Here is an 18,050-nt window from a genome sequence, read left to right as displayed (position 1 = left end):
CCATCATGAAGCGTGCGCTGGCCGTACTGGGTCTGCTCGCCACCGCCGCCACCGCCTGCAGCGGCGGTGGCGGGAATGTTCCAGGCGTGAGCGGGAACGCCGCCGCGGGGCAGGTCACCGTCCGCTGGTCCACCTGGGGATCGGCCGAGGACGTCAAGCTCTACGAGTCCTTCACCAAGGACTTCGAGCAGCGCCACCCGAACATCAAGCTCAAGCTGGAGTCCGTCGCCAAGTACGAGGACTACCACCCCAAGCTGCTCGCCCAGCTCACCAGCGGCACCGCCCCCGACGTGTTCTTCGTGGGCGACGACAACATCGGCAAGTTCGTCTCCGCCGGGGTCGTCCAGCCGCTCAACGACCAGCTCGCGGGCCCCGACTCCAAGAGCAAGCCCGAGGACTTCTTCGAGGGCGTGTACGGCGGCGCCAAGAAGGACGGCAAGATCTACGGCGTCCCGAACGACACCAACCCCGAGGTCCTCTGGTACGACAAGAAGGCCCTGAAGGCCGCCGGCATCACCGAGGACCCGGCCACCCTCAACGCGTCCAAGCAGTGGACCATGGCCAAGTACCTGGACATGAACGCCAAGCTCAAGGCCGCGGGCCTGGGCGGGTCCGTCTACTGGAACTGGTACGGATCCACGTACTCGGTCATCTCCGGCTTCGGCGGCAAGGTCTGGGACGGCGGCAAGTTCGTCGCCACCACCGACCCCAAGTCCCGCAAGGCGCTGGAGACCCTGGCCAAGGGCTACCAGGACAAGACGTTCCTGAGCGCGGACCTGCAGCCCGCGAGCAACAGCGGGAACACCCAGCTCATCAAGCACAAGGTCGGCTTCTACGCCGGCGGACGCTGGGTGATCGACATCGTCAAGAAGGGCGGCGAGCTGGACAACTACGACATCGTCCCGTTCCCGTCCGAGACCGGTGAGCCGATGCCCGGCGCCGTGGCGGCCTCCTACCTGTCGCTCAACAAGGGCACCAAGCAGCCCAAGGAGGCCTTCACCTTCCTGACGGAGTTCGTCAGCAAGGAGGGCCAGCTCATGCGGCTCAAGGACGGCGGCGCGGTGCCCTCGATCAAGGGCGCCGAGCAGGTCGTGCTGGCCGGCAACTACCCCGCGCACGCCCAGACCTTCCTCGACGTGCGTGACACCGGCTTCGCGAACTATCCCGAAGAGGTCGCGGTGCCCGGCCTGACCGCCTCGATCAACGAGCACCTGATGAAGGTCTGGCAGGGCAAGCTCGGCTTCGAGCAGGGCATGACCGAGCTGCAGACCCTCGTCGACGGCAAGCTGGGCTAGCGGATGGCCGTGCTCGCCGGGCCGCGCGGCAAGACCGCCGCGCGGCCCGCCAAGAAGCTGCGCGACCGCGACGGCTGGTGGGCCGCGATCTTCCTCGCGCCGCAGGTCGGCGCGCTGGTGGTGTTCCTGGTGATCCCGCTCGGGTTCGCCGTGGTGCTGGCCTTCATGAACTGGGACGGGCTCGGCGAGAAGTCGTGGGCCGGGCTGTCCAACTTCGCCGCCCAGCTCACCGACCCGCTGTTCGGCCGCGCGGTGTGGAACACGGTCAAGCTGGCGCTGCTGACCGTGCCGTTCGGGCTCGCCCTCGCGGTGCTGATCGCGGTGGCCCTGAACAGCATCAAGGGCAGCAACGTCTACCGGGTCGTGTACTTCATGCCGGTCGTCACCAGCTCGGTGGCCGTCGCCCTGATGTGGCAGGTCATCCTGGCCGGCGACGAGAACGGCGTGCTGAACACCTCGCTCCGGCGCTGGTTCGGCGTCAGCGGCCCCGACTGGCTGCTCGACCCCGGCTGGGTCATCGTGGCCATCGCCGTGGTGACGATCTGGTCGTCGCTCGGCCTCAACGTGGTGATCTTCATGGCCGGGCTGCAGACCATCCCGCCGCAGGTCGTCGAGGCCGCCCGGATCGACGGCGCGAGCCCCTTCCGGATCTTCCGGTCGGTCACGCTGCCGCTGCTGTCGCCCACCATCTTCTTCTCCAGCGTGGTGGCGGTGATCAGCTCGTTCCAGGCGTTCGACCAGATCTACGTGCTGGTGGACCCGAAGGACAACGAGGGCGCGCGCACGATCGTGTACCACATCTTCGATCTCGGCTTCAAGAAGTTCGAGTTCGGGCCGAGCAGCGCGGCCGCCCTGATCCTGCTGGTGCTGACGCTGCTCGTGACGCTGGTCCAGTTCGCCGCGCAGAAGCGCTTCGTCCACTACGACTCGTGAGGCGGTACGCATGAGATCACGGCAGATCGGTCTGCACGCCGCGCTCACGGTCGGCGGGCTGCTCATGCTGTTCCCGTTCGTGTGGATGTTGTTCACCTCCGCCAAGGGCGTGCGGCAGATGATCAACGATCCGACCGCCTGGCTGCCGGCCCCCTGGACCTGGCAGAACTATCCCGACGCGCTGTCGACCATGCCGTTCGGGCTGGCGTACTGGAACAGCTTCTACATCGCCGCCCTGAACGTGGTGCTCACCCTGCTCACCTCGGCGATGGCCGCCTACGCCTTCGCCCGGATCAGGTTCAGGGGCTCGGGCGTGCTGTTCGTGCTGTTCCTGGCCACGCAGATGGTGCCGTCGCAGGTGACGATCGTGCCGCTGTACCTGATGCTGGCCAAGTTCGGCTGGATCGACTCGCACCTGTCGCTGATCGTCCCGACGATCGCGAACCCGTTCGCGGTGTTCCTGCTGCGCCAGTTCATCAGGGCGGTGCCGATCGAGCTGGAGGAGGCGGCCAGGATCGACGGCGCGGGCCGGTGGCGGTGCTTCTGGAGCATCGTGCTGCCCAACATCCGGCCGGGGCTCGGCGCGCTCGGCATCATCGTGTTCCTGGCGTCCTGGAACTCGTTCCTGTTCCCGCTGATCTTCCTGAACACGCCGGAGCTGTTCACCGTCCCGCTGCTGCTCAGCCAGTTCGCCCAGCAGCACGGCGCGACCGACTACGGGCAGATCCTGGCGGCCTCGGCGATCGCCGTGGTGCCGACGCTGATCGCGTTCCTGATCGGGCAGCGGAAGATCATCAACTCGATGGCCGCCTCCGGCCTGGGAGGAAAGTAAGTGCTGGACCTGCGTGAACGCCCCTTCACCGAGCGCGGCTCGCGGTTGCTCGTCATGGCGGCCGACGACGGCTCGCTGCGCGTCGCCGAGGCGCTCTACGAGACCCGGCTCGACGACACGACCGTCCGCGCCGGCCTGCGGTTCTACGCCGGCTCCCGGGAGCTGCGCGTACGCCGGGCCCTGCCCGACCGGGTGGAGCTCGACGGCGACGTGACCCTGGCCTTCGCCGACCCCGGCACCCTGGTCGCGGTCGGCGAGGGCGCCCGGGCCGTCTGGGACGGCGGCGAGACCGCCATCGACGGCTGTGTCACCCTCGCCGGCGAGCCGACCGTCCGCGACGGGGCCGAGGTCCTGGCCCGGGCCGCCGAACGCTGGGCCGCCTGGTTCGCCCGGATGCCCGCCGTCCCCGCCGAGTTGCGCGAACGCGCCGAGCAGGCCTGGTGGACGCTGGCGGTCAACCTGGTACGCATCCAGGGCAGGGAGTCTCTCGTCCCCTCCAAGTACGGCTACGTCGGCCTGTGGAACTGGGACTCCTACTTCCACGCCATCGCCCTCAGGCACGCCGACCCCGCCCTGGCAAGGGAGCAGATCCGCATCCTGCTCGACAACCAGCGGCCCGACGGCCTGATCCCCGACGTCGTGCACGACCACGGAGTGCTCGCCGAGACCACCGACCTGCCGCGCTCCGACCTGGCCCGGCTCGCCCAGCACGTCGGCGGCGAGCCGATCCGGCACGTCGTGCCCGTCACCAAGCCGCCGCTCACCGCGTGGGCCGTGTGGAAGATCCACGAGGTGGACCCCGATCCCGCCTTCCTGGCCGAGGTCTACGAGCCGCTGGTCAGGTCGCAGGAATGGTGGTTCGCCCACTCCGACCCGGACGGCGACGGCCTGGCCGAGTACCTGCACCCGTACTCGTCGGGCCTGGACGACAGCCCGATCTGGGACGGCGGCCCGCGCGCCGAGCCCCCGGACCTGAACTCCTACCTGGCCCTCCAGTACGACCGCCTGGGCGACATCGCCACCGTGCTCGGCAAGGACGCCGGCGGGTGGCGGGCCAGGGCGCAGGAACTCGTGGACCGCATGGTCGAACGCCGCTGGAACGGCCACCGCTTCGTCACCAAGGTCGCCGGAGCTGCCGACGCCGACGTGCGCACGCCGCTCGACCTCATGCCGCTGCTCACCGGCCGCCTCCCGGCCGAGATCGCGGACCGGCTGGTCCAGGACCTGACCTCGCCCTCCTTCTGGGCCGAACGTCCGGTCCCCACGGTGGCCTTCGACGACCCGCGCTTCGACCCCGACGCCATGTGGCGCGGCCCGGTCTGGCTGAACGTCAACTACCTGCTGATCGACGGCCTGCGCCGCTCCGGCCGTCCGGACGTCGCCGACGAGCTCGCCGCGCGCACCCTGGCCATGGTGCGCGACGGCGGCGGTCTGTACGAGTACTGGAACCCCCTCACGGGACGGCGGGCGGGCCGCGCCACGACCGGCTTCGGCTGGTCCTCGGCCCTGTTCGTCGACCTCGCCCACGCCGCCCTATGAGGACGTGACGAGCGTGAACGCCCCCCGCGTCAGCGTCAGCAGCTCCTGGGCCACCGGCCCCTGCTGAAGCGGCACGGACGGGTTCACGGCGGTCGTGGACACCACGTACGTCCGGCCGCCGGCCGTACGGGCGAGGAAGCTCATGGCCACCAGGCCCGGCTCCGAGCCGCCCTTGTGCCACACCACGGGCCACTGCGCCTTGTCCAGCCGCAACCCCGCGTCGGTGATCGACAACACCTCGCCGACGCGGGCGTCCTTCAGCCGGGCCAGCTCGCCATAGGCCCGGCAGACCTGGGCGGGCGTGGCGAACCACTCCAGCCGGTCCAGCTCGCGCGGCTCGCTCCAGGCCCGCACCTTCGACACCGGCACCTTGTCCACGACCCGGGCCAGGTAGTCGCGGCGCGCGGACGTGCCGAGCGACAGGTACCGCTCGGCGTACCGGGGGTGGTCGGCGCCCTTGAGCACGAACAGCTCCCTGGTCGTCAGGAACGGCACGTTGCGCCGGTCGCCGCCCCACGAGCGCATGACCCGCTCGACCGTCCGGCGGCCGGCCTTGTCGATCAGCAGGTCGGCGGCGGTGTTGTCGCTGATGGAGATCATCAGCCGGGCCGCCTCCAGCACCGTCACCTGGCTGTTGTCCGGGCGGTCCTGGAGCTCGCCGCTCGGCAGGCTCTTCAGCTCCGGCCGGATCGTGAGCCGGGTGTCCCAGCCGAACGCGCCGCTCCTGATGCGCTCGGCCACCGCGCCCAGCACGTACAGCTTGAACATCGAGCCGAGCGGGAAGGTCTTCGCGCCGGCCACCGCGTGCACCGGGCGGCAGCGGCCGTCGCCGGTCAGCTCGGCGGCCAGGAAGCCGGCGCGCGGGGCGACCTGACGCAGCCGCTGGTCCAGCTCCGACCAGCTCGCCGGCGCGACGCCGCTGAACTGGATGTAGTCGATCCTGTCGGTGCCGTCCACGCTGAGCGCGAGGGTGAACGCCTTGCCGGCCGCCGTGACGGTCGCCGACAGCGACCGCTCCTGGGCCTGGTCGAGCCTGTCCAGCCGCATGCCCCCGAACCCGGCCAGCGCCTGGTTGACCTGCGCCGGAGGGATGTTCTCGAGGAAGCTCGGCGCGAAGTGCCCGGCCAGCTCGGCGTCGCCGACCGGCAGCCGGTTGACGGCGTCCAGCAGCCAGGTGAGCTGCCTGCCGGCGGGGGTGTCGGGGATCTCCGCCGCCGCGGCGGAGGTGGACGTGGTGGCGGGCGCGGCGGTGGGCGCGGTGGCGGCCGTGACCGTGGCGAGGGCGGGGACGGGCTGCGCCGCGCAGGCGGTCACCGCCGCCGCCATGACGGCCGTCGCCAGAACGGGGAACCTGTGGTGAGACCTGACTCCGGCCGTGGCCGGAACCGGGAACCTGTGGTGAGACCTGACTCCGGCCGTGGCCGGAACCGCGAACTTGTGGTGAGACATGACCCCAGCCAACAGCCGCGGCCGGGCCCGCGCCCACCATATGGGCCACCGTTCTCGCAGGTGAGGGTAGCCGCATGAAATGTGCGGATAACCTCATAGACGCCCTTTCAGTTCCCCCGGACGATGGTGGTTCATGAGTTCCAGGCTGCTCGCCGGGTCGCTGGCGACGATCGGGGCCGGAGGCGCCCTCGCGGGCGCGCTGATGGAGTCCCGGACGGGCATCGCGCCGCAGGAGTGGGCCTACGCCGTCCTCGGCGTGGTGCTGCCCGCGCTGGGCTGGCTGCTCGTCGTCCGCCGCGCCGACCTGCGCTACGGCTGGCTGTTCCTGGCCGCCGCCGCCTGCCTCGGCCTCGGCACGCTGGGCTCCGGCCTGGCCATCAGGTTCCATTACGCCGGGCCGGTCGTCGTCTGGATGTCCGCGCTCTACGCCATGTACTACGGCCTGACCTGGATCTTCGTCCCACTGCTCTTTCCCGACGGCCGCCTGCCGTCCCGCCGCTGGCGGCCCGTGGCCTGGTTCGGCGGGATCGCGATCGCCATGCACACGGTGGGATACGGGTTGTTCGTGACCGATCCCGCCCGGCCGGGAGAGCTGCCCGCCGAGCTGTCCGCCGCCTTGATCTGGGCGTCCCTGGCCAGCGCGCTGGGCCAGCTCCTCGTCTTCCTGACAGCCGTCGTGGTCCTCGCCGGGCTCGTGGTCCGCTGGCGGCGCAGTGAGCCGGCCGAGCGCGGCCAGTACGCCTGGATGGTCGCGGGCGCCGCCGTCCAGCTCCTCGCGGGCGTGCTGCTTCTGTACGTGCTGAGCACGCGGCTGTGGGGTGCCGCGTTGATCGGCGTCTTCGCATTGATGACGGCGTTGCCGGCCGCCGTCCTGGTGGGGATCGTCCGGTACCGGCTGCTCGACATCCGGTTCGGCCTGCGGGGCTCCCGCCTGCACCTGATCTTCGACCTGCGGCCCACCGTCGACGAGGTGCTGTCCGGGCTCGGCACCGCGCTGGCGGCCACGCCCGAGCCCGTCGAGCAGCTCGGACGGCTCGCCGCCGCCGTCCGCGACGGGCTTGAGGCCAGGTGGGCGGCCGTGGAGCTGGCCGACGGGACCCGGGTGGCCGCGGGCGAGGAGGAGGGCGGGACGGCGCTGACCGTGCCCGTGCGCGGCGGCCTCGGACGCATCGAGCTGGGCCCGCGCCGAGCCGGCCGGTACGACCGGGAGGACCGGCGCTTCCTGGAGGCCCTGGCCGTGCCCGCCGGGCTGGCGATCCAGAGCGCCGGGCTGGTCGCCCGCCTGGTCAACGCGCAGGAGGCCGAACGACGGCGGATCGAGCGCAACATCCACGACGGCGTGCAGCAGCAGCTCGTCGCCCTCATCGCCGGGCTGGAGCTGGCCCGCGTCACCGGCGCCGGCCCCGAGGCGCTGGCCCGCCTGCGCGAGCAGGCCCGCCAGACGCTCACCGACCTGCGCGAGCTGGCCGCCGGCATCCATCCGTCGGCGCTCAGCCAGGGCGGCCTGGTGGAGGCCGTCGAGGAACGCTGCTCCCGGCTGCCCGTGCCCACGACCGTCACCTCCGACCCCGGGCTGCGGGCCCGCCGTTTCGCCGACGAGATCGAGGGCGCGATGTACTTCACCGTCAGCGAGGCCGTCGCCAACGCGCTCAAGCACGCCGACGCCGCCCGGATCGAGGTGCGCCTGACCCTGGCGCCGGGCCGCGTACGGGCCACCGTCGCCGACGACGGCAAGGGCTTCGACCCGGCCGCCGCCGCCCGCCGGGGCCTGGCCACGCTCGCCGACCGCCTGGACGCCCTGGGCGGCGGCATGGAACTCGACAGCGAGCCCGGAAAGGGGACGCGTATGCACGCCTGGGTGCCGGCCGATGCCTGAGCCCGTCCGCACGGTCGTCGCCGACGACCACTACCTGGTACGCGAGGGCACCCGGCAGCTCCTCGAACTGTCCGGCGAGGTCACCGTCGTCGGCGCGGTCGGCGACGCCGACGAGCTGCTGGACGCCGTACGCAGGCTGGAGCCGCAGGTCGTCGTCACCGACATCCGCATGCCCGGAGGGCAGTGGCGTCAGGGCTTCGAGGGCATCGACGCGGCCCATCGCATCAGGGCCGCGCATCCCGGCATCGGCGTGGTGGTGCTGTCGCAGTTCTCCGACGCCCTGTTCGCCTTCGAGCTGTTCAAGCACGGGACGGCCGGGTTCGCGTACCTGCTGAAGGACCGCGTGGGCGACCTCGACGAGCTGCTCGGCGCGATCCGGGCGGTCTCCGGCGGCGGCTCGGTCATCGACCCCAAGGTGGTCGAGGGCCTGCTGGCCAGGCGCGAGGTCCGCGGGCAGGGGGAGTCGCTGACCCCGAGGGAGCGCGACGTGCTGCGCGAGATGGCCCACGGCCGCTCCAACACCGGCATCGCCCGCGCCCTGCACCTGTCGATCTCCTCGGTGGAGAAGAACGTGAACGCCATCTTCACCAAGCTGGGGCTGGAGAACAGCGGCGACGTGCACAGACGGGTGGCCGCCGTGCTCGCCTACCTCGGCCCGGCCGACCGCTGACTCAGCCGAAGACGGCCGGGGGCGGGACCGGGGCGAGGACGGAGTCGCCGTCCTTGATGGGGTAGGCCCCGCCGATGAAGTTCTTCAGCGCCTCCCCGTGCAGGCAGCGCGCCTGGGTGAGCCCGCCGGCCGCGCGCCGGGTCAGCAGGTCGAGCGGCAGCTCCGTACGCGAGGCCGCGACGATCAGGTTGCCGAACCGGCGGCCCCGCATGATCCCCGGCTCGGCCAGCAGCGCCACGTGCCGGAACGTGTCGCACACCGTGGCCAGCAGCCGCTTGGCGAACGCCAGGCCCTTGCCGTCGGCCATGTTGACCAGCAGCGTGCCGTCCGGGCGCAGCACCCGAGCCAGGTCGCCCATGTACTCCACGGTGGCCAGCTCCACCGGCATCGTGGCGCCCGTGAACGCGTCCAGCACGACCAGGTCGGCCGACTCGTCCCACACCTTGGCCGTGCCCTCGCGGCCGCCGGCCACGATGACCTTCAGGCGAGGGACCGAGCGCAGGTCGAGCTGCTCACGGACGAGGTTCACCAGCAGGCCGTCGGGCTCGATCACGATGTGCCGCGAGCCCGGACGGGTGGCCGCGACATAGCGGGGGATCGTGCACGCGCCGCCCCCGACGTGGACGCAGCTCAGCGGCCCCTCGGGCAGCAGGTCGATGACGTCGGCCATGAGCCGGACGTACTCGAAATCCAGAAATGTCGGGTCTTGCAGGTCAACGTACGACTGCGGTACGCCATCCTTGGACAGCACCCAGCCGTCCTGCCTGTCCAGGTCCCGGAGAAGTTCGACCTCACCGAACGTCACCGGATAAAGGCCGGGCATCGGTTCCCGCTGTCCACGTGCCACGCTGATCCCTCCCTGGGAGAACCGTATGCGACGCAGAAGGCTGATTGTGCTCGTCATCGCGGTTGTCGCGATATTAGGGGCGGGCGCCTTCGCCGTTCTGGCCGCCGACCACGTCAAGGGCAGCGCCGCCCAGACCGCCGCCGCCTACTTCGACGCCTGGCGGAAAGGCGACGTCGCGGGCATGGCCCTGCTGGTGGACCGGCCGCCGGCCGACTTCTTCGACCGGCACCGCTCGCTGTCGCAGAAGCTGGGCGTCGAGTCGATCAGCCTCACGCCGGGCCCGGTGCGCGGCACGGGGGAGGAGTCGGCCGAGGTGCGCTTCGCGGGCGTGCGCGAGCTGACCGACCTCGGGCCGTGGCCGTTCGAGAGCACGCTGCGGCTGGGCGTGCGCGACCGGACCTGGCGGGTGCTGTGGACGCCCGAGACGCTGCACCCGCTGCTCAAGGGCGGCGGCACGCTGGAGCTGGAGGAGGTCGAGGCGACGGCGGCCGAGCTGGTCACCAGCGAGGGCGCCAAGATCCCCAACGACAGCTACGCCGACTCCTACCTCAACCCGCTCAAGCCCGAGTTCGCCAAGGCCAACAAGGGGCTGGAGCTGGTGTCGAGGGTGCCGGGACAGCCCGACAAGGCGCTGCTGAGCCGCCTGCCGAAGGCGAACGTCGAGCGCACCACCCTGTCGCGGCCGGTCCAGGCGGCCGCCGCGCGGGCCCTGGACGGCGTGGCCGACTCCTCGATCGTGGTGCTCAGACCGAGCACGGGCGAGATCCTGGCCCTGGCCGACCGGCTGGAGGACAACTTCAGCGCGGTGCGCGACGCCTTCCCGCCCGGCTCGACGTTCAAGACGATCGTGGCCGCCGCGCTGCTGGAGAAGGGGGTCACGCCGGCCGACGAGATGGGCTGCCCGGCTTCGTACACGCCGGACTTCTCGGCGCCGATCAGCAACGACGGCGGCGCGGACCGGGGGACCGTCACCTTCGCCGACGCCTACGCCTACTCCTGCAACACCACCTTCGTCGAGCAGGCCACGACCAGGCTCACCATGGAGGACCTGCGCGCGACCGCCGCCCGGTGGGGGTTCGACCGGACGATGGCGACGGGCGTCGGCGGCCGGTGCGGCACGATGCAGGAGACCGACGACACGGACATGTTCTCCCTGAACGTCATCGGCCAGGGCACGGTGGTGGCCACCCCGCTGTGCATGGCCACCGTGGCCGCCGCCGTGCAGAGCGGCACGTGGCGCTCGCCCCGCCTGCTGTCGGAGGACGACGTGCGCCGCGTGGACGGCGAGCCGTTCCCGGACGTCCACCTGGACGAGGGGGTGGTCGGGGCGTTGCGGGAGATGATGGCCGCCGTCGTGGACCACGGGACGGCCAGCCAGGCCGGCCTGCCGGCGGGCGTGGCGGGCAAGACGGGCACCGCCGAGGTCGAGGGCCAGACGTCGCACGGCTGGTTCATCGGCTACCGGGACGACCTGGCGTTCTGCGTGTTCGTCAGGAACGGGGGCTCGGGCCGCTCGGCGGCGGTGCCGATCGCCGTGCGCTTCCTGAACGGACTGTGATCAGCGGCACTTCAGCCGAATCCGTAACCTACGGTACCGTAGGTTACATGACGACCATCACCGTGAAGCCGAGGCTGCGTGGCTGGTTGCACACCGGGGCGCTGCCGGTGACGCTGGTGGCCGGGTTCGTGCTCGTGGCGCTCGGCCCGACCCAGCAGGCCCGCCTGGCGGCCGGCGTCTACGCCATCACCTCGGCGCTGCTGTTCGGCATCTCGGCGACCTACCACCGGGGCACGCTGGGGCCGCGCCTAGCCGAGGTCCTGCGCCGGTTCGACCACGCCAACATCTACCTGATCATCGCGGGCACGTACACGCCGTTCGGACTGCTGGCCCTCGACGGCGCGGCCAGGGTCGCCGTGCTGTCCGTCGTGTGGGGCGGCGCGCTGGCCGGGGTGCTGTTCCGGGTGTTCTGGATGAGCGCGCCGCGCTGGCTCTACACGGTCCTGTACCTGGCGCTGGGCTGGACCGCGATCTTCGTGATGCCGCAACTGCTCGAAGGGGCCGGGGTGGCCGCCGTCGTGCTGGTGGCCGTGGGCGGGGTCTTCTACTCGGCGGGCGCCGTCGTCTACGGCCTGCGCCGGCCCGATCCGTCGCCGCGCTGGTTCGGCTTCCACGAGGTCTTCCACGCCTTCACGATCGCCGCGTACCTGGTGCAGTACATCGCGGTGTCGATCGTGGTCTACTCCCACATGTAGATAGACATTTGACCCGAAGCTGGTCTCTTTTCGCACTCATCACGGAAAGCAGACCAGTATGCAGGAACTTACGCGCTCGTGGTGGCTGCTGCTCATCCGTGGCATCGCCGCGATCATCTTCGGTGTGCTGGCGTTGATCTGGCCGGGAATCACGCTGCTGGTGCTGGTGATCTTCTTCGGTGCGTACGCCATCGTCTCCGGCGTCTTCGAGTTGTTCGCCGCCTTCCGGCACGGCGCCCGGTCACGGGCCTGGCTGATCTTCTCGGGCATCGTCGGCATCGTGGCGGGTGTCATCGCCTTCGTCTGGCCGGGGATCACCTCACTCGCCCTGCTCTACCTCATCGCCTTCTGGGCCATCATCTCCGGCGTCTCCGAGATCGTGGCGGGCGTGCGGCTGCGCAAGAGCATCGAGAACGAATGGATGTTCATCATCGCCGGCATCCTGTCGGTGATCTTCGGTGTGCTGCTGCTCATCTGGCCCGGCGCCGGAATGCTGAGCCTTGTCTGGCTGATCGGCATTTTCGCGATCCTGTATGGAATCGCAATGATTGTGCTGTCACTTCGTTTGAAGAAGTTCACTCGCGGGGCAGGAATACCGTAAATTTTACGGATACGACCGGGTTCCCTGTGAGGAACCTCCGGCCTGTCTCACGACATTGGAGAAGGCATGGACGTACACACCCGCCTTGCCCGTCACCTGCTCGTCGATGGCTACCGTCTCGTCCTCGATCTCGAACTCAGCCGTGGCTCCTGGTTGGTCGACGCCCGTAACGGCCGCCGCTACCTGGACTTCTACACCTTCTTCGCGTCCGCCCCCCTCGGTGTGAACCCGCCCTTCGCCCCCGACTTCGCCGCGCTGCTCGGCCAGGTCGCCCGGAACAAGCCCGCCAACCCCGACATCTACACCGAGCACCTGGCCGACTTCGTCGACACGTTCGCCCGGGTGCTCGGCGACCCGGAGCTGCCTCACCTGTTCTTCGTCGAGGGCGGCGCCCTGGCCGTGGAGAACGCGCTCAAGACCGCCTTCGACTGGAAGAGCCGGCGCAACGAGGCCGCCGGCCGCCCCCGCGACCTGGGCACCAAGGTCATGCACCTGACCCGGGCCTTCCACGGCCGCAGCGGCTACACGCTGAGCCTGACCAACACCGAGCCGGGCAAGACCGACCGCTTCCCGAAGTTCGACTGGCCGCGCATCGACGTGCCGGCCATCCACCTCGGCGACGTGGAGGCCGCCGAGGCCCGCGCGCTGGCCCAGGCCAGGGAGGCGTTCGCCCGCCACCCGCACGACATCGCCTGCTTCATCGCCGAGCCGATCCAGGGCGAGGGCGGCGACAACCACATGCGGGCCGAGTTCCTGCGCGCGATGCAGGACCTGTGCCACGAGCACGACGCCCTGTTCGTCCTGGACGAGGTCCAGACCGGCGGCGGCACCACCGGCACGCCCTGGGCCTACCAGCAGCTCGGCCTGGCCCCCGACGTGGTGGCCTTCGCCAAGAAGGTGCAGGTCGGCGGGATCATGGCCGGCCGCAGGGTCGACCAGGTGGCCGACAACGTCTTCCAGCTCAGCGGCCGGATCAACTCCACGTGGGGCGGCGGCCTGGTGGACATGGTCCGCAGCCGCGGCATCCTGGAGATCGTCGAACGCGACGGCCTGATCGCCCGGGCCGGCACGCTCGGCGGCGTCCTGCTCGAACGGCTCACCAAGCTGGAGGCCGAGCACCCCGACACGGTCTCGGCCGTGCGCGGCAGGGGCCTGATGTGCGCCTTCGACCTGCCCGACCAGGCCGCCCGCGACGGGTTCGTGACCCGGCTCAGGGAGGAGCACGGCGTGCTGGCGCTGCCCTGCGGGCCCCGGTCCGTACGCCTGCGCCCGGCGCTGAACATCCCCGAGACCGACCTCGAACACGGCCTGAACGCGCTGTCCGCCGCGCTCTGAGCGCCGCTCACTCGGTCGAGGCGATGCTGGTGGCGCTGCGGCGCGGCCCGCCGTAGCGCCAGAAGAAGTTCAGCAGCACGCTGACCCGGTTGCGCCCGCCCAGCAGGTACGCCACGTGCACGAAGATCCAGGCCAGCCAGGCGGGCAGGCCGCGCATGGTCAGCCCGTCGCGCAGCTGGAGCACCGCCTCGGCCTTGCCGACCGTGGCCATGATCCCCGGGTCGCGGTAGGAGAAGCGGCTGAGCGGCCGCCCGTGCGCCGCGGCCAGGACCTGCCTGCCCACGTGCTTGCCCATCTGGATGGCCGGCTGGGCGAGCTGGGGCAGCGCGTCCGGCTGCCCCGCGAGGTCGCCGGCCACGAAGATCTCGGGATGGCCGGGCACGTTCAGCGCGTCGGTGAGCGTGATCCGGCCGCCCTTGCCCTGCGGCAGCCCCCAGTCGGTCACCTCCTTGGGCGCGGTGACGCCGAGGGCCCAGACGGTCACGTCGCTCGCCAGGCGCGTCCCGTCCTCCAGGATGACGGCGTCCGGCTCCACGCCCGCCACCGTGGCTCCCAGGCGCATCCGCACGCCTCTCCTGCGCAGCGCCGCGGCCGCCGCGTCCCGCAGCCGCGGCTTGTACGGCGCCAGCACGTGGTCGAACCGCTCGACCAGGGTGACGCTCGTCTGGTCGGGCCGGATCTCCGGATGCGTCAGCGGCACCGTACGGCGGCGCAGCTCGGCCAGCGTGCCCGCGGTCTCCACGCCGGTCGCGCCGCCGCCCACCACCACGACGTGGGTGCCCTCGCGACGGCCCGCCGCGGTGTCCTCCAGGTAGTGCTGGAGCCGTCGCCGCAGCTCGGCCGCGTCACGCAGCGAGTAGATCGGCAGCGCGTTCTCCTCGGCGCCGCTCACGTGGATCCAGTTGGTGGTGACGCCGGTGGCGATCACCAGGTAGTCGTAGTCGAGGGTGGAGCCGTCCTCGAACTCCACCCGCCGGTCGGACGGGTGCACCTTGCTCAGCGCGGCCCGGTGGGCGCGGACGTTCGGCCACTTCGCGGCGAACGTGCGGATCGGGTAGGAGATGTCGGACGTGCCCATCCCCGCGGTGGCCACCTGGTAGAGCAGGGGCTGGAAGGTCGAGTAGGGGTTCCGGTCCACGAGCGTGACCAGGGCGCCGCCCTTGGCCAGTTCCCGCGTCGCGGCCAGGCCGGCGAAGCCCGCCCCCACGACGACGACGCGCGCTCTCCGCACGATGACCACGTTCCTTCCCGGGATTCCGATTCATGGTCCATATGGCACCGAGAGCATCGGTTAAACCATTTCTGTCGGATACACCACCGGGAAGTGGGGAGATCCGGGGTAGGGCATTTCGTATGTCTGAGCAAGTGACCACGATGGAACGTCTGGGCCGCCGCATCGCCGAACGCCGCGAATCGCTGAACCTGAGCCGGCAGGACCTGGCCGACAGGTCCGGCGTGGCGGCCGGCTACGTCGCCTATCTGGAGGACCAGTCCGGCATCTCGGTGCGCGAGGCCCTGACCCGCCTGGCCGCGGCGCTGGAGACGACCGTGGAGGGCCTGCTCGGGGAGGTGGCGGACACGCCCGCCGGCGTGGGCCCGGCCTCGGCGCACCCGACGCTGCTCCCGCTGGGCGAGGAGGAGTGCCTGCGCCTGCTGCGGTCCGGAGGAGTGGGCCGGATCGCCTTCGAGGGCCGCTACGGCCTGACCGTGCTGCCGGTGAACTTCCGCATGTCCGAGGGGGCGATCGTGTTCCGCACGGTGGCGGGCGGCAGCACCGACGAGGACCTGAACACAGGGGTGGAGAACGTCGAGTACGAGGTCGCGTTCGAGGTCGACCGCATCGAGGAGCTGACCCGGGGCGGCTGGAGCGTGCTGGTCCGCGGCTCGCTCCACCACGTCACGACCGAGCGGGAACGCGCGGAGGCGGAGAGCACGGGCGTCGAGCCGTGGGCCGGCGGGCGGCGCCAGCACTACCTGAAGATCAGGCCCACCCGCCTGACCGGACGCAGGATCGCGCCCGGCTGAACGCCTCGGCCGATCAGTCGCCGTCCTTCCTGATCGAGAGCCACAGCCCGATGGCCGTCACCCGGGAGTCGACGCCGAGCTTGGCGTAGATCCGGTTGACGTGGTTCTTCACGGTCTTCTCGCTGAGGAACAGGCGCTGGGCGATCTGGCCGTTGGACTGGCCCGTGGCGATCAGGTCCATGACCTCGGCCTCGCGTTTGCTCAAGGACGTGAGCACGCTATCGAACGCTGCGTCGTCGACTCTCATCCGGCCTCCGGGGGCGCGCAGACGGTCTGATCGCCGATGGCCCCCGTGCTTCCGGCGTTAGCGGTAGACAGCGAGCATAACTCGCATTGTCCTGATTTGGGGGCGTTGTCGGGAGAAAACGACAACAGCCGGTCCCGAGGGACCGGCTGTGCGCTTGGGGTGAGTGAAGGGACTTGAACCCTCGACATCCAGGACCACAACCTGGCGCTCTGCCAACTGAGCTACACCCACCATGGCCGCCAGTTCCGTGGCGGCACAGGAAAAGTGTAGCGGGGTTCGGGAGTCTTTACGCCATCCAATTAGCCGCTGACCCGCTCGGCGAGTTGCCGGGCGGTCGCCGAGTCGGGCCCGGGCTGGGCCACGAAGATCGCCGCGCGGTAGTAGCGCAGCTCCCTGATGCTCTCCTTGATGTCGGCCAGCGCGCGGTGGCCGCCCTGCTTCTCGGGGGCCGCGAAGTAGACCCGCGGGTACCAGCGGCGGGCCAGCTCCTTGATCGACGACACGTCGACCATGCGGTAGTGGAGATAGCCGTCGACGCCGGGCATGTCCCTGGCGATGAACGTGCGGTCGGTGCCGATCGAGTTGCCGCACAGCGGCGCCTTCTTCGCCTCCGGCACGTGACGCCGGATGTAGTCGAGCACGAGCGACTCCGCCTCGGCCAGCGTGACGCCGCCCGGCAGCTCGGGCAGCAGGCCCGAGGCGGTGTGCATCTCGCGCACCACCTGCGACATCTGCTCCAGCGACTCCGGCGGCGGCTTGATGACCACGTCGACGCCTTCGTCGAGCTGATTGAGCTCGCTGTCGGTAATGACACACGCCACCTCGACCAGCGCGTCGCGCCCCAGGTCGAGCCCGGTCATCTCGCAGTCGATCCAGACCAGCACGTCACTCATTCGATCTCCTCGCCCAGCGGCTCGGAGCAATCCGCCCGCTTGTTACCCCACCAGCCTAGTGCCACCCGCTTACGCGGGCTTGAGGGAGCCGAGAACCTTGCCGACCACGTCGGTGCCCAGATTGTCGGGAACGGAGATGTACAGCAGCGTCGGACGCTGCCCCGGCCCGCGGTCCATGAGCACGATCGCGGCGTTCTCCTTCTTCCACTTGTAGCCGTTCTTCTCCGCCACGGCGGTGAAGTCGAGCTGGAACTGCATCACCCACGCCTGGCGGTCGCCGATCTTGACGCCCTTGTTCTCGATGATCTTGGTCGTGTGCTGCGGCTCGTAGAACTCGGTGCTGAACTGCATGAACAGCGCCTTGCTCGTCTCCTCCAGCCCCGAGGCGCCCGCGTACGGGATGAGCCCGGCCAGCGGGCCCGCGTAGGCGTTGCCGATCCAGTCCTTGTCGCCCTCGTAGTTCTCCTGCGAGCTGGCCTGCACGCCGCTCGTCCACATCTGCTGGGACGGGTCCGAGCCGTTGACGTCGCCGTACGCGGGCACCTTCCAGCCGTCGGGCGCCAGGTAGGACAGGCCGCTCCGCGCGTCGGTGATGCGGCCGTCCTGGGGCTGCGGCAGCTCGCCGCCCTGCGAGGGCAGCTCGGTCGGCGGCCCGCCGGAGGGCGGCTCCTCGGTCGGGAACGGCTGCGACTCCTCGGTGGAGGGCGAGGCCACCGGGGTGCTGCCGCCCCGGTTGAGGAAGAAGATCCCGGCGACCACGATCAGCGCGACCACGACCAGCGCGGCCAGTCCGCCGAACACCCACGGCAGCGGGTTGCCCTGCTTGGGCGGCGCCTGCCCGGGGCCGGGCAGCGGACCGCCGGACCACTGCGTGGGCTGCTGTGTGGGCTGCTGCCCGAAGGCGGGCTGCCCCTGCGTGGGCTGCCCGTGGGCGGCACGGCCCTGGGCGGGCTGCTGTCCGGCCGCGGGCTGCCCGTAGGGGGGCTGGCCGAAGGTGGGCTGGCCGTACTGGAGAGTGGGGTTCGCCGGGCTGGCCGACCAGTCGGGGGACGACTGGGGCTGCGGCCCCGGGCCCGGCTGGGGCCCGGAGGACGGCTGCTGCGGCTGCGGCTGAGGCTGCCGCTCCTGCGCGTGGGTGGCGTCCGTCCATTGGTTGCCGTCCCACCAGCGGAGCTGCGGCTCTCCGTACGGGTCGGGGTACCAGCCCGCGGGGGTCTGCGTGGTCATGCCCGTCAGATTAGTAAGAACCGCTTTG

General features: G+C 70.8%; 17 protein-coding genes and 1 tRNA gene. 11 read left to right on the top strand and 7 right to left on the bottom strand.

Annotated elements, in window-relative coordinates:
- Positions 1-5 precede the first annotated feature (5 nt).
- From AB0J97_RS04995 to AB0J97_RS04980, 4 genes are read left to right on the top strand one after another with little or no spacing between them, the layout of a single operon-like run.
- Positions 6-1,295 (top strand): sugar ABC transporter substrate-binding protein, encoded by a 1,290-nt coding sequence (locus AB0J97_RS04995; protein ID WP_364084623.1) that lies wholly within the window; start codon positions 6-8, stop codon positions 1,293-1,295.
- 3 nt (positions 1,296-1,298) lie between these two features.
- Complete coding sequence (locus AB0J97_RS04990; protein WP_357699206.1) at positions 1,299-2,228, top strand: sugar ABC transporter permease; 930 nt, start codon at positions 1,299-1,301, stop codon at positions 2,226-2,228.
- Between the two features lie 10 nt (positions 2,229-2,238).
- Positions 2,239-3,060 (top strand): carbohydrate ABC transporter permease, encoded by an 822-nt coding sequence (locus AB0J97_RS04985; protein ID WP_364084620.1) that lies wholly within the window; start codon positions 2,239-2,241, stop codon positions 3,058-3,060.
- Complete coding sequence (locus tag AB0J97_RS04980) at positions 3,061-4,599, top strand: glycogen debranching protein (protein WP_357699210.1); 1,539 nt, start codon at positions 3,061-3,063, stop codon at positions 4,597-4,599. It abuts the gene before it with no gap.
- On the opposite strand, the gene AB0J97_RS04975 is transcribed toward AB0J97_RS04980, so the two are convergent.
- Positions 4,594-5,925 carry a serine hydrolase gene (locus AB0J97_RS04975; RefSeq protein ID WP_364084617.1) on the bottom strand — a complete coding sequence of 444 codons (1,332 nt, stop codon included), beginning with the start codon at positions 5,923-5,925 and terminating at the stop codon, positions 4,594-4,596. The two genes, AB0J97_RS04980 and AB0J97_RS04975, sit on opposite strands and share 6 nt — an antisense overlap.
- Before the next feature lie 256 nt (positions 5,926-6,181).
- Here AB0J97_RS04975 and AB0J97_RS04970 point away from each other — a divergent pair, with 256 nt between their 5' ends.
- Together AB0J97_RS04970 and AB0J97_RS04965 are read left to right on the top strand one after the other, a co-directional pair.
- Positions 6,182-7,924, top strand: coding sequence for a histidine kinase (locus tag AB0J97_RS04970; protein WP_364084614.1), 1,743 nt, complete (start codon positions 6,182-6,184; stop codon positions 7,922-7,924).
- Positions 7,917-8,594 (top strand): response regulator transcription factor, encoded by a 678-nt coding sequence (locus tag AB0J97_RS04965; RefSeq protein WP_364084611.1) that lies wholly within the window; start codon positions 7,917-7,919, stop codon positions 8,592-8,594. Before AB0J97_RS04970 ends, AB0J97_RS04965 begins: the two co-directional genes overlap by 8 nt.
- Before the next feature lies 1 nt (position 8,595).
- On the opposite strand, the gene AB0J97_RS04960 is transcribed toward AB0J97_RS04965, so the two are convergent.
- Positions 8,596-9,441 carry a fused MFS/spermidine synthase gene (locus AB0J97_RS04960; protein ID WP_364084608.1) on the bottom strand — a complete coding sequence of 282 codons (846 nt, stop codon included), beginning with the start codon at positions 9,439-9,441 and terminating at the stop codon, positions 8,596-8,598.
- A 25-nt stretch (positions 9,442-9,466) separates the two neighbouring features.
- Here AB0J97_RS04960 and AB0J97_RS04955 point away from each other — a divergent pair, with 25 nt between their 5' ends.
- The 4 genes from AB0J97_RS04955 (at position 9,467) to lat (ending at position 13,630) form a co-directional block, all read left to right on the top strand.
- The gene (locus AB0J97_RS04955) at positions 9,467-10,999 is read left to right on the top strand and encodes a penicillin-binding transpeptidase domain-containing protein (RefSeq protein ID WP_364084605.1); all 1,533 of its coding nucleotides are present in this window, start codon (positions 9,467-9,469) and stop codon (positions 10,997-10,999) included.
- A 47-nt stretch (positions 11,000-11,046) separates the two neighbouring features.
- Positions 11,047-11,694, top strand: coding sequence for a hemolysin III family protein (locus tag AB0J97_RS04950; protein WP_357699222.1), 648 nt, complete (start codon positions 11,047-11,049; stop codon positions 11,692-11,694).
- 58 nt (positions 11,695-11,752) lie between these two features.
- Entirely contained in the window at positions 11,753-12,295 is a 543-nt protein-coding gene (locus AB0J97_RS04945) for an HdeD family acid-resistance protein (protein WP_357699224.1), read from the top strand.
- Between the two features lie 66 nt (positions 12,296-12,361).
- A complete protein-coding gene (lat, locus tag AB0J97_RS04940) occupies positions 12,362-13,630 on the top strand; it encodes an L-lysine 6-transaminase (protein ID WP_364084600.1) in 1,269 nt (422 codons plus the stop codon).
- Between the two features lie 7 nt (positions 13,631-13,637).
- Here the strand turns inward: lat and AB0J97_RS04935 are convergent, their stop codons facing one another.
- Positions 13,638-14,861, bottom strand: coding sequence for an NAD(P)/FAD-dependent oxidoreductase (locus AB0J97_RS04935; RefSeq protein ID WP_364084597.1), 1,224 nt, complete (start codon positions 14,859-14,861; stop codon positions 13,638-13,640).
- 122 nt (positions 14,862-14,983) lie between these two features.
- Here AB0J97_RS04935 and AB0J97_RS04930 point away from each other — a divergent pair, with 122 nt between their 5' ends.
- Entirely contained in the window at positions 14,984-15,655 is a 672-nt protein-coding gene (locus tag AB0J97_RS04930; protein ID WP_364084594.1) for a pyridoxamine 5'-phosphate oxidase family protein, read from the top strand.
- A gap of 13 nt (positions 15,656-15,668) precedes the next feature.
- Here the strand turns inward: AB0J97_RS04930 and AB0J97_RS04925 are convergent, their stop codons facing one another.
- The 4 genes from AB0J97_RS04925 to AB0J97_RS04910 form a co-directional block, all read right to left on the bottom strand.
- Positions 15,669-15,902 (bottom strand): helix-turn-helix transcriptional regulator, encoded by a 234-nt coding sequence (locus AB0J97_RS04925; protein ID WP_364084591.1) that lies wholly within the window; start codon positions 15,900-15,902, stop codon positions 15,669-15,671.
- Positions 15,903-16,057: 155 nt separating this feature from the next.
- Positions 16,058-16,133, bottom strand: a tRNA-His gene (locus AB0J97_RS04920).
- A gap of 68 nt (positions 16,134-16,201) precedes the next feature.
- On the bottom strand, positions 16,202-16,795 hold the full coding sequence (gene orn / locus AB0J97_RS04915; protein ID WP_357699233.1) for an oligoribonuclease: 594 nt from the start codon (positions 16,793-16,795) through the stop codon (positions 16,202-16,204).
- Positions 16,796-16,864: 69 nt separating this feature from the next.
- Positions 16,865-18,022 carry a DUF2510 domain-containing protein gene (locus AB0J97_RS04910; RefSeq protein ID WP_357699235.1) on the bottom strand — a complete coding sequence of 386 codons (1,158 nt, stop codon included), beginning with the start codon at positions 18,020-18,022 and terminating at the stop codon, positions 16,865-16,867.
- Positions 18,023-18,050 lie beyond the last annotated feature (28 nt).

It is taken from the genome of Nonomuraea sp. NPDC049607 (assembly GCF_040675375.1).
Lineage (GTDB): Bacteria > Actinomycetota > Actinomycetes > Streptosporangiales > Streptosporangiaceae > Nonomuraea.
The sequence above is the reverse complement of the archived record's forward strand: the minus strand, read 5'-3'. Positions and strand labels throughout refer to the sequence as shown.

Bases quoted from the DNA above. Each gene is read 5' to 3' on its own strand.
- AB0J97_RS04995 (WP_364084623.1), top strand. From the start codon at position 6: ATGAAGCGTGCGCTGGCCGTACTGGGTCTGCTCGCCACCGCCGCCACC.
- AB0J97_RS04990 (WP_357699206.1), top strand. From the start codon at position 1,299: ATGGCCGTGCTCGCCGGGCCGCGCGGCAAGACCGCCGCGCGGCCCGCC.
- AB0J97_RS04985 (WP_364084620.1), top strand. From the start codon at position 2,239: ATGAGATCACGGCAGATCGGTCTGCACGCCGCGCTCACGGTCGGCGGG.
- AB0J97_RS04975 (WP_364084617.1), bottom strand. From the start codon at position 5,925: ATGGCGGCGGCGGTGACCGCCTGCGCGGCGCAGCCCGTCCCCGCCCTC.
- AB0J97_RS04970 (WP_364084614.1), top strand. From the start codon at position 6,182: ATGAGTTCCAGGCTGCTCGCCGGGTCGCTGGCGACGATCGGGGCCGGA.
- AB0J97_RS04965 (WP_364084611.1), top strand. From the start codon at position 7,917: ATGCCTGAGCCCGTCCGCACGGTCGTCGCCGACGACCACTACCTGGTA.
- AB0J97_RS04955 (WP_364084605.1), top strand. From the start codon at position 9,467: ATGCGACGCAGAAGGCTGATTGTGCTCGTCATCGCGGTTGTCGCGATA.
- AB0J97_RS04950 (WP_357699222.1), top strand. From the start codon at position 11,047: ATGACGACCATCACCGTGAAGCCGAGGCTGCGTGGCTGGTTGCACACC.
- AB0J97_RS04945 (WP_357699224.1), top strand. From the start codon at position 11,753: ATGCAGGAACTTACGCGCTCGTGGTGGCTGCTGCTCATCCGTGGCATC.
- lat (WP_364084600.1), top strand. From the start codon at position 12,362: ATGGACGTACACACCCGCCTTGCCCGTCACCTGCTCGTCGATGGCTAC.
- AB0J97_RS04930 (WP_364084594.1), top strand. From the start codon at position 14,984: ATGTCTGAGCAAGTGACCACGATGGAACGTCTGGGCCGCCGCATCGCC.
- AB0J97_RS04925 (WP_364084591.1), bottom strand. From the start codon at position 15,902: ATGAGAGTCGACGACGCAGCGTTCGATAGCGTGCTCACGTCCTTGAGC.
- orn (WP_357699233.1), bottom strand. From the start codon at position 16,795: ATGAGTGACGTGCTGGTCTGGATCGACTGCGAGATGACCGGGCTCGAC.
- AB0J97_RS04910 (WP_357699235.1), bottom strand. From the start codon at position 18,022: ATGACCACGCAGACCCCCGCGGGCTGGTACCCCGACCCGTACGGAGAG.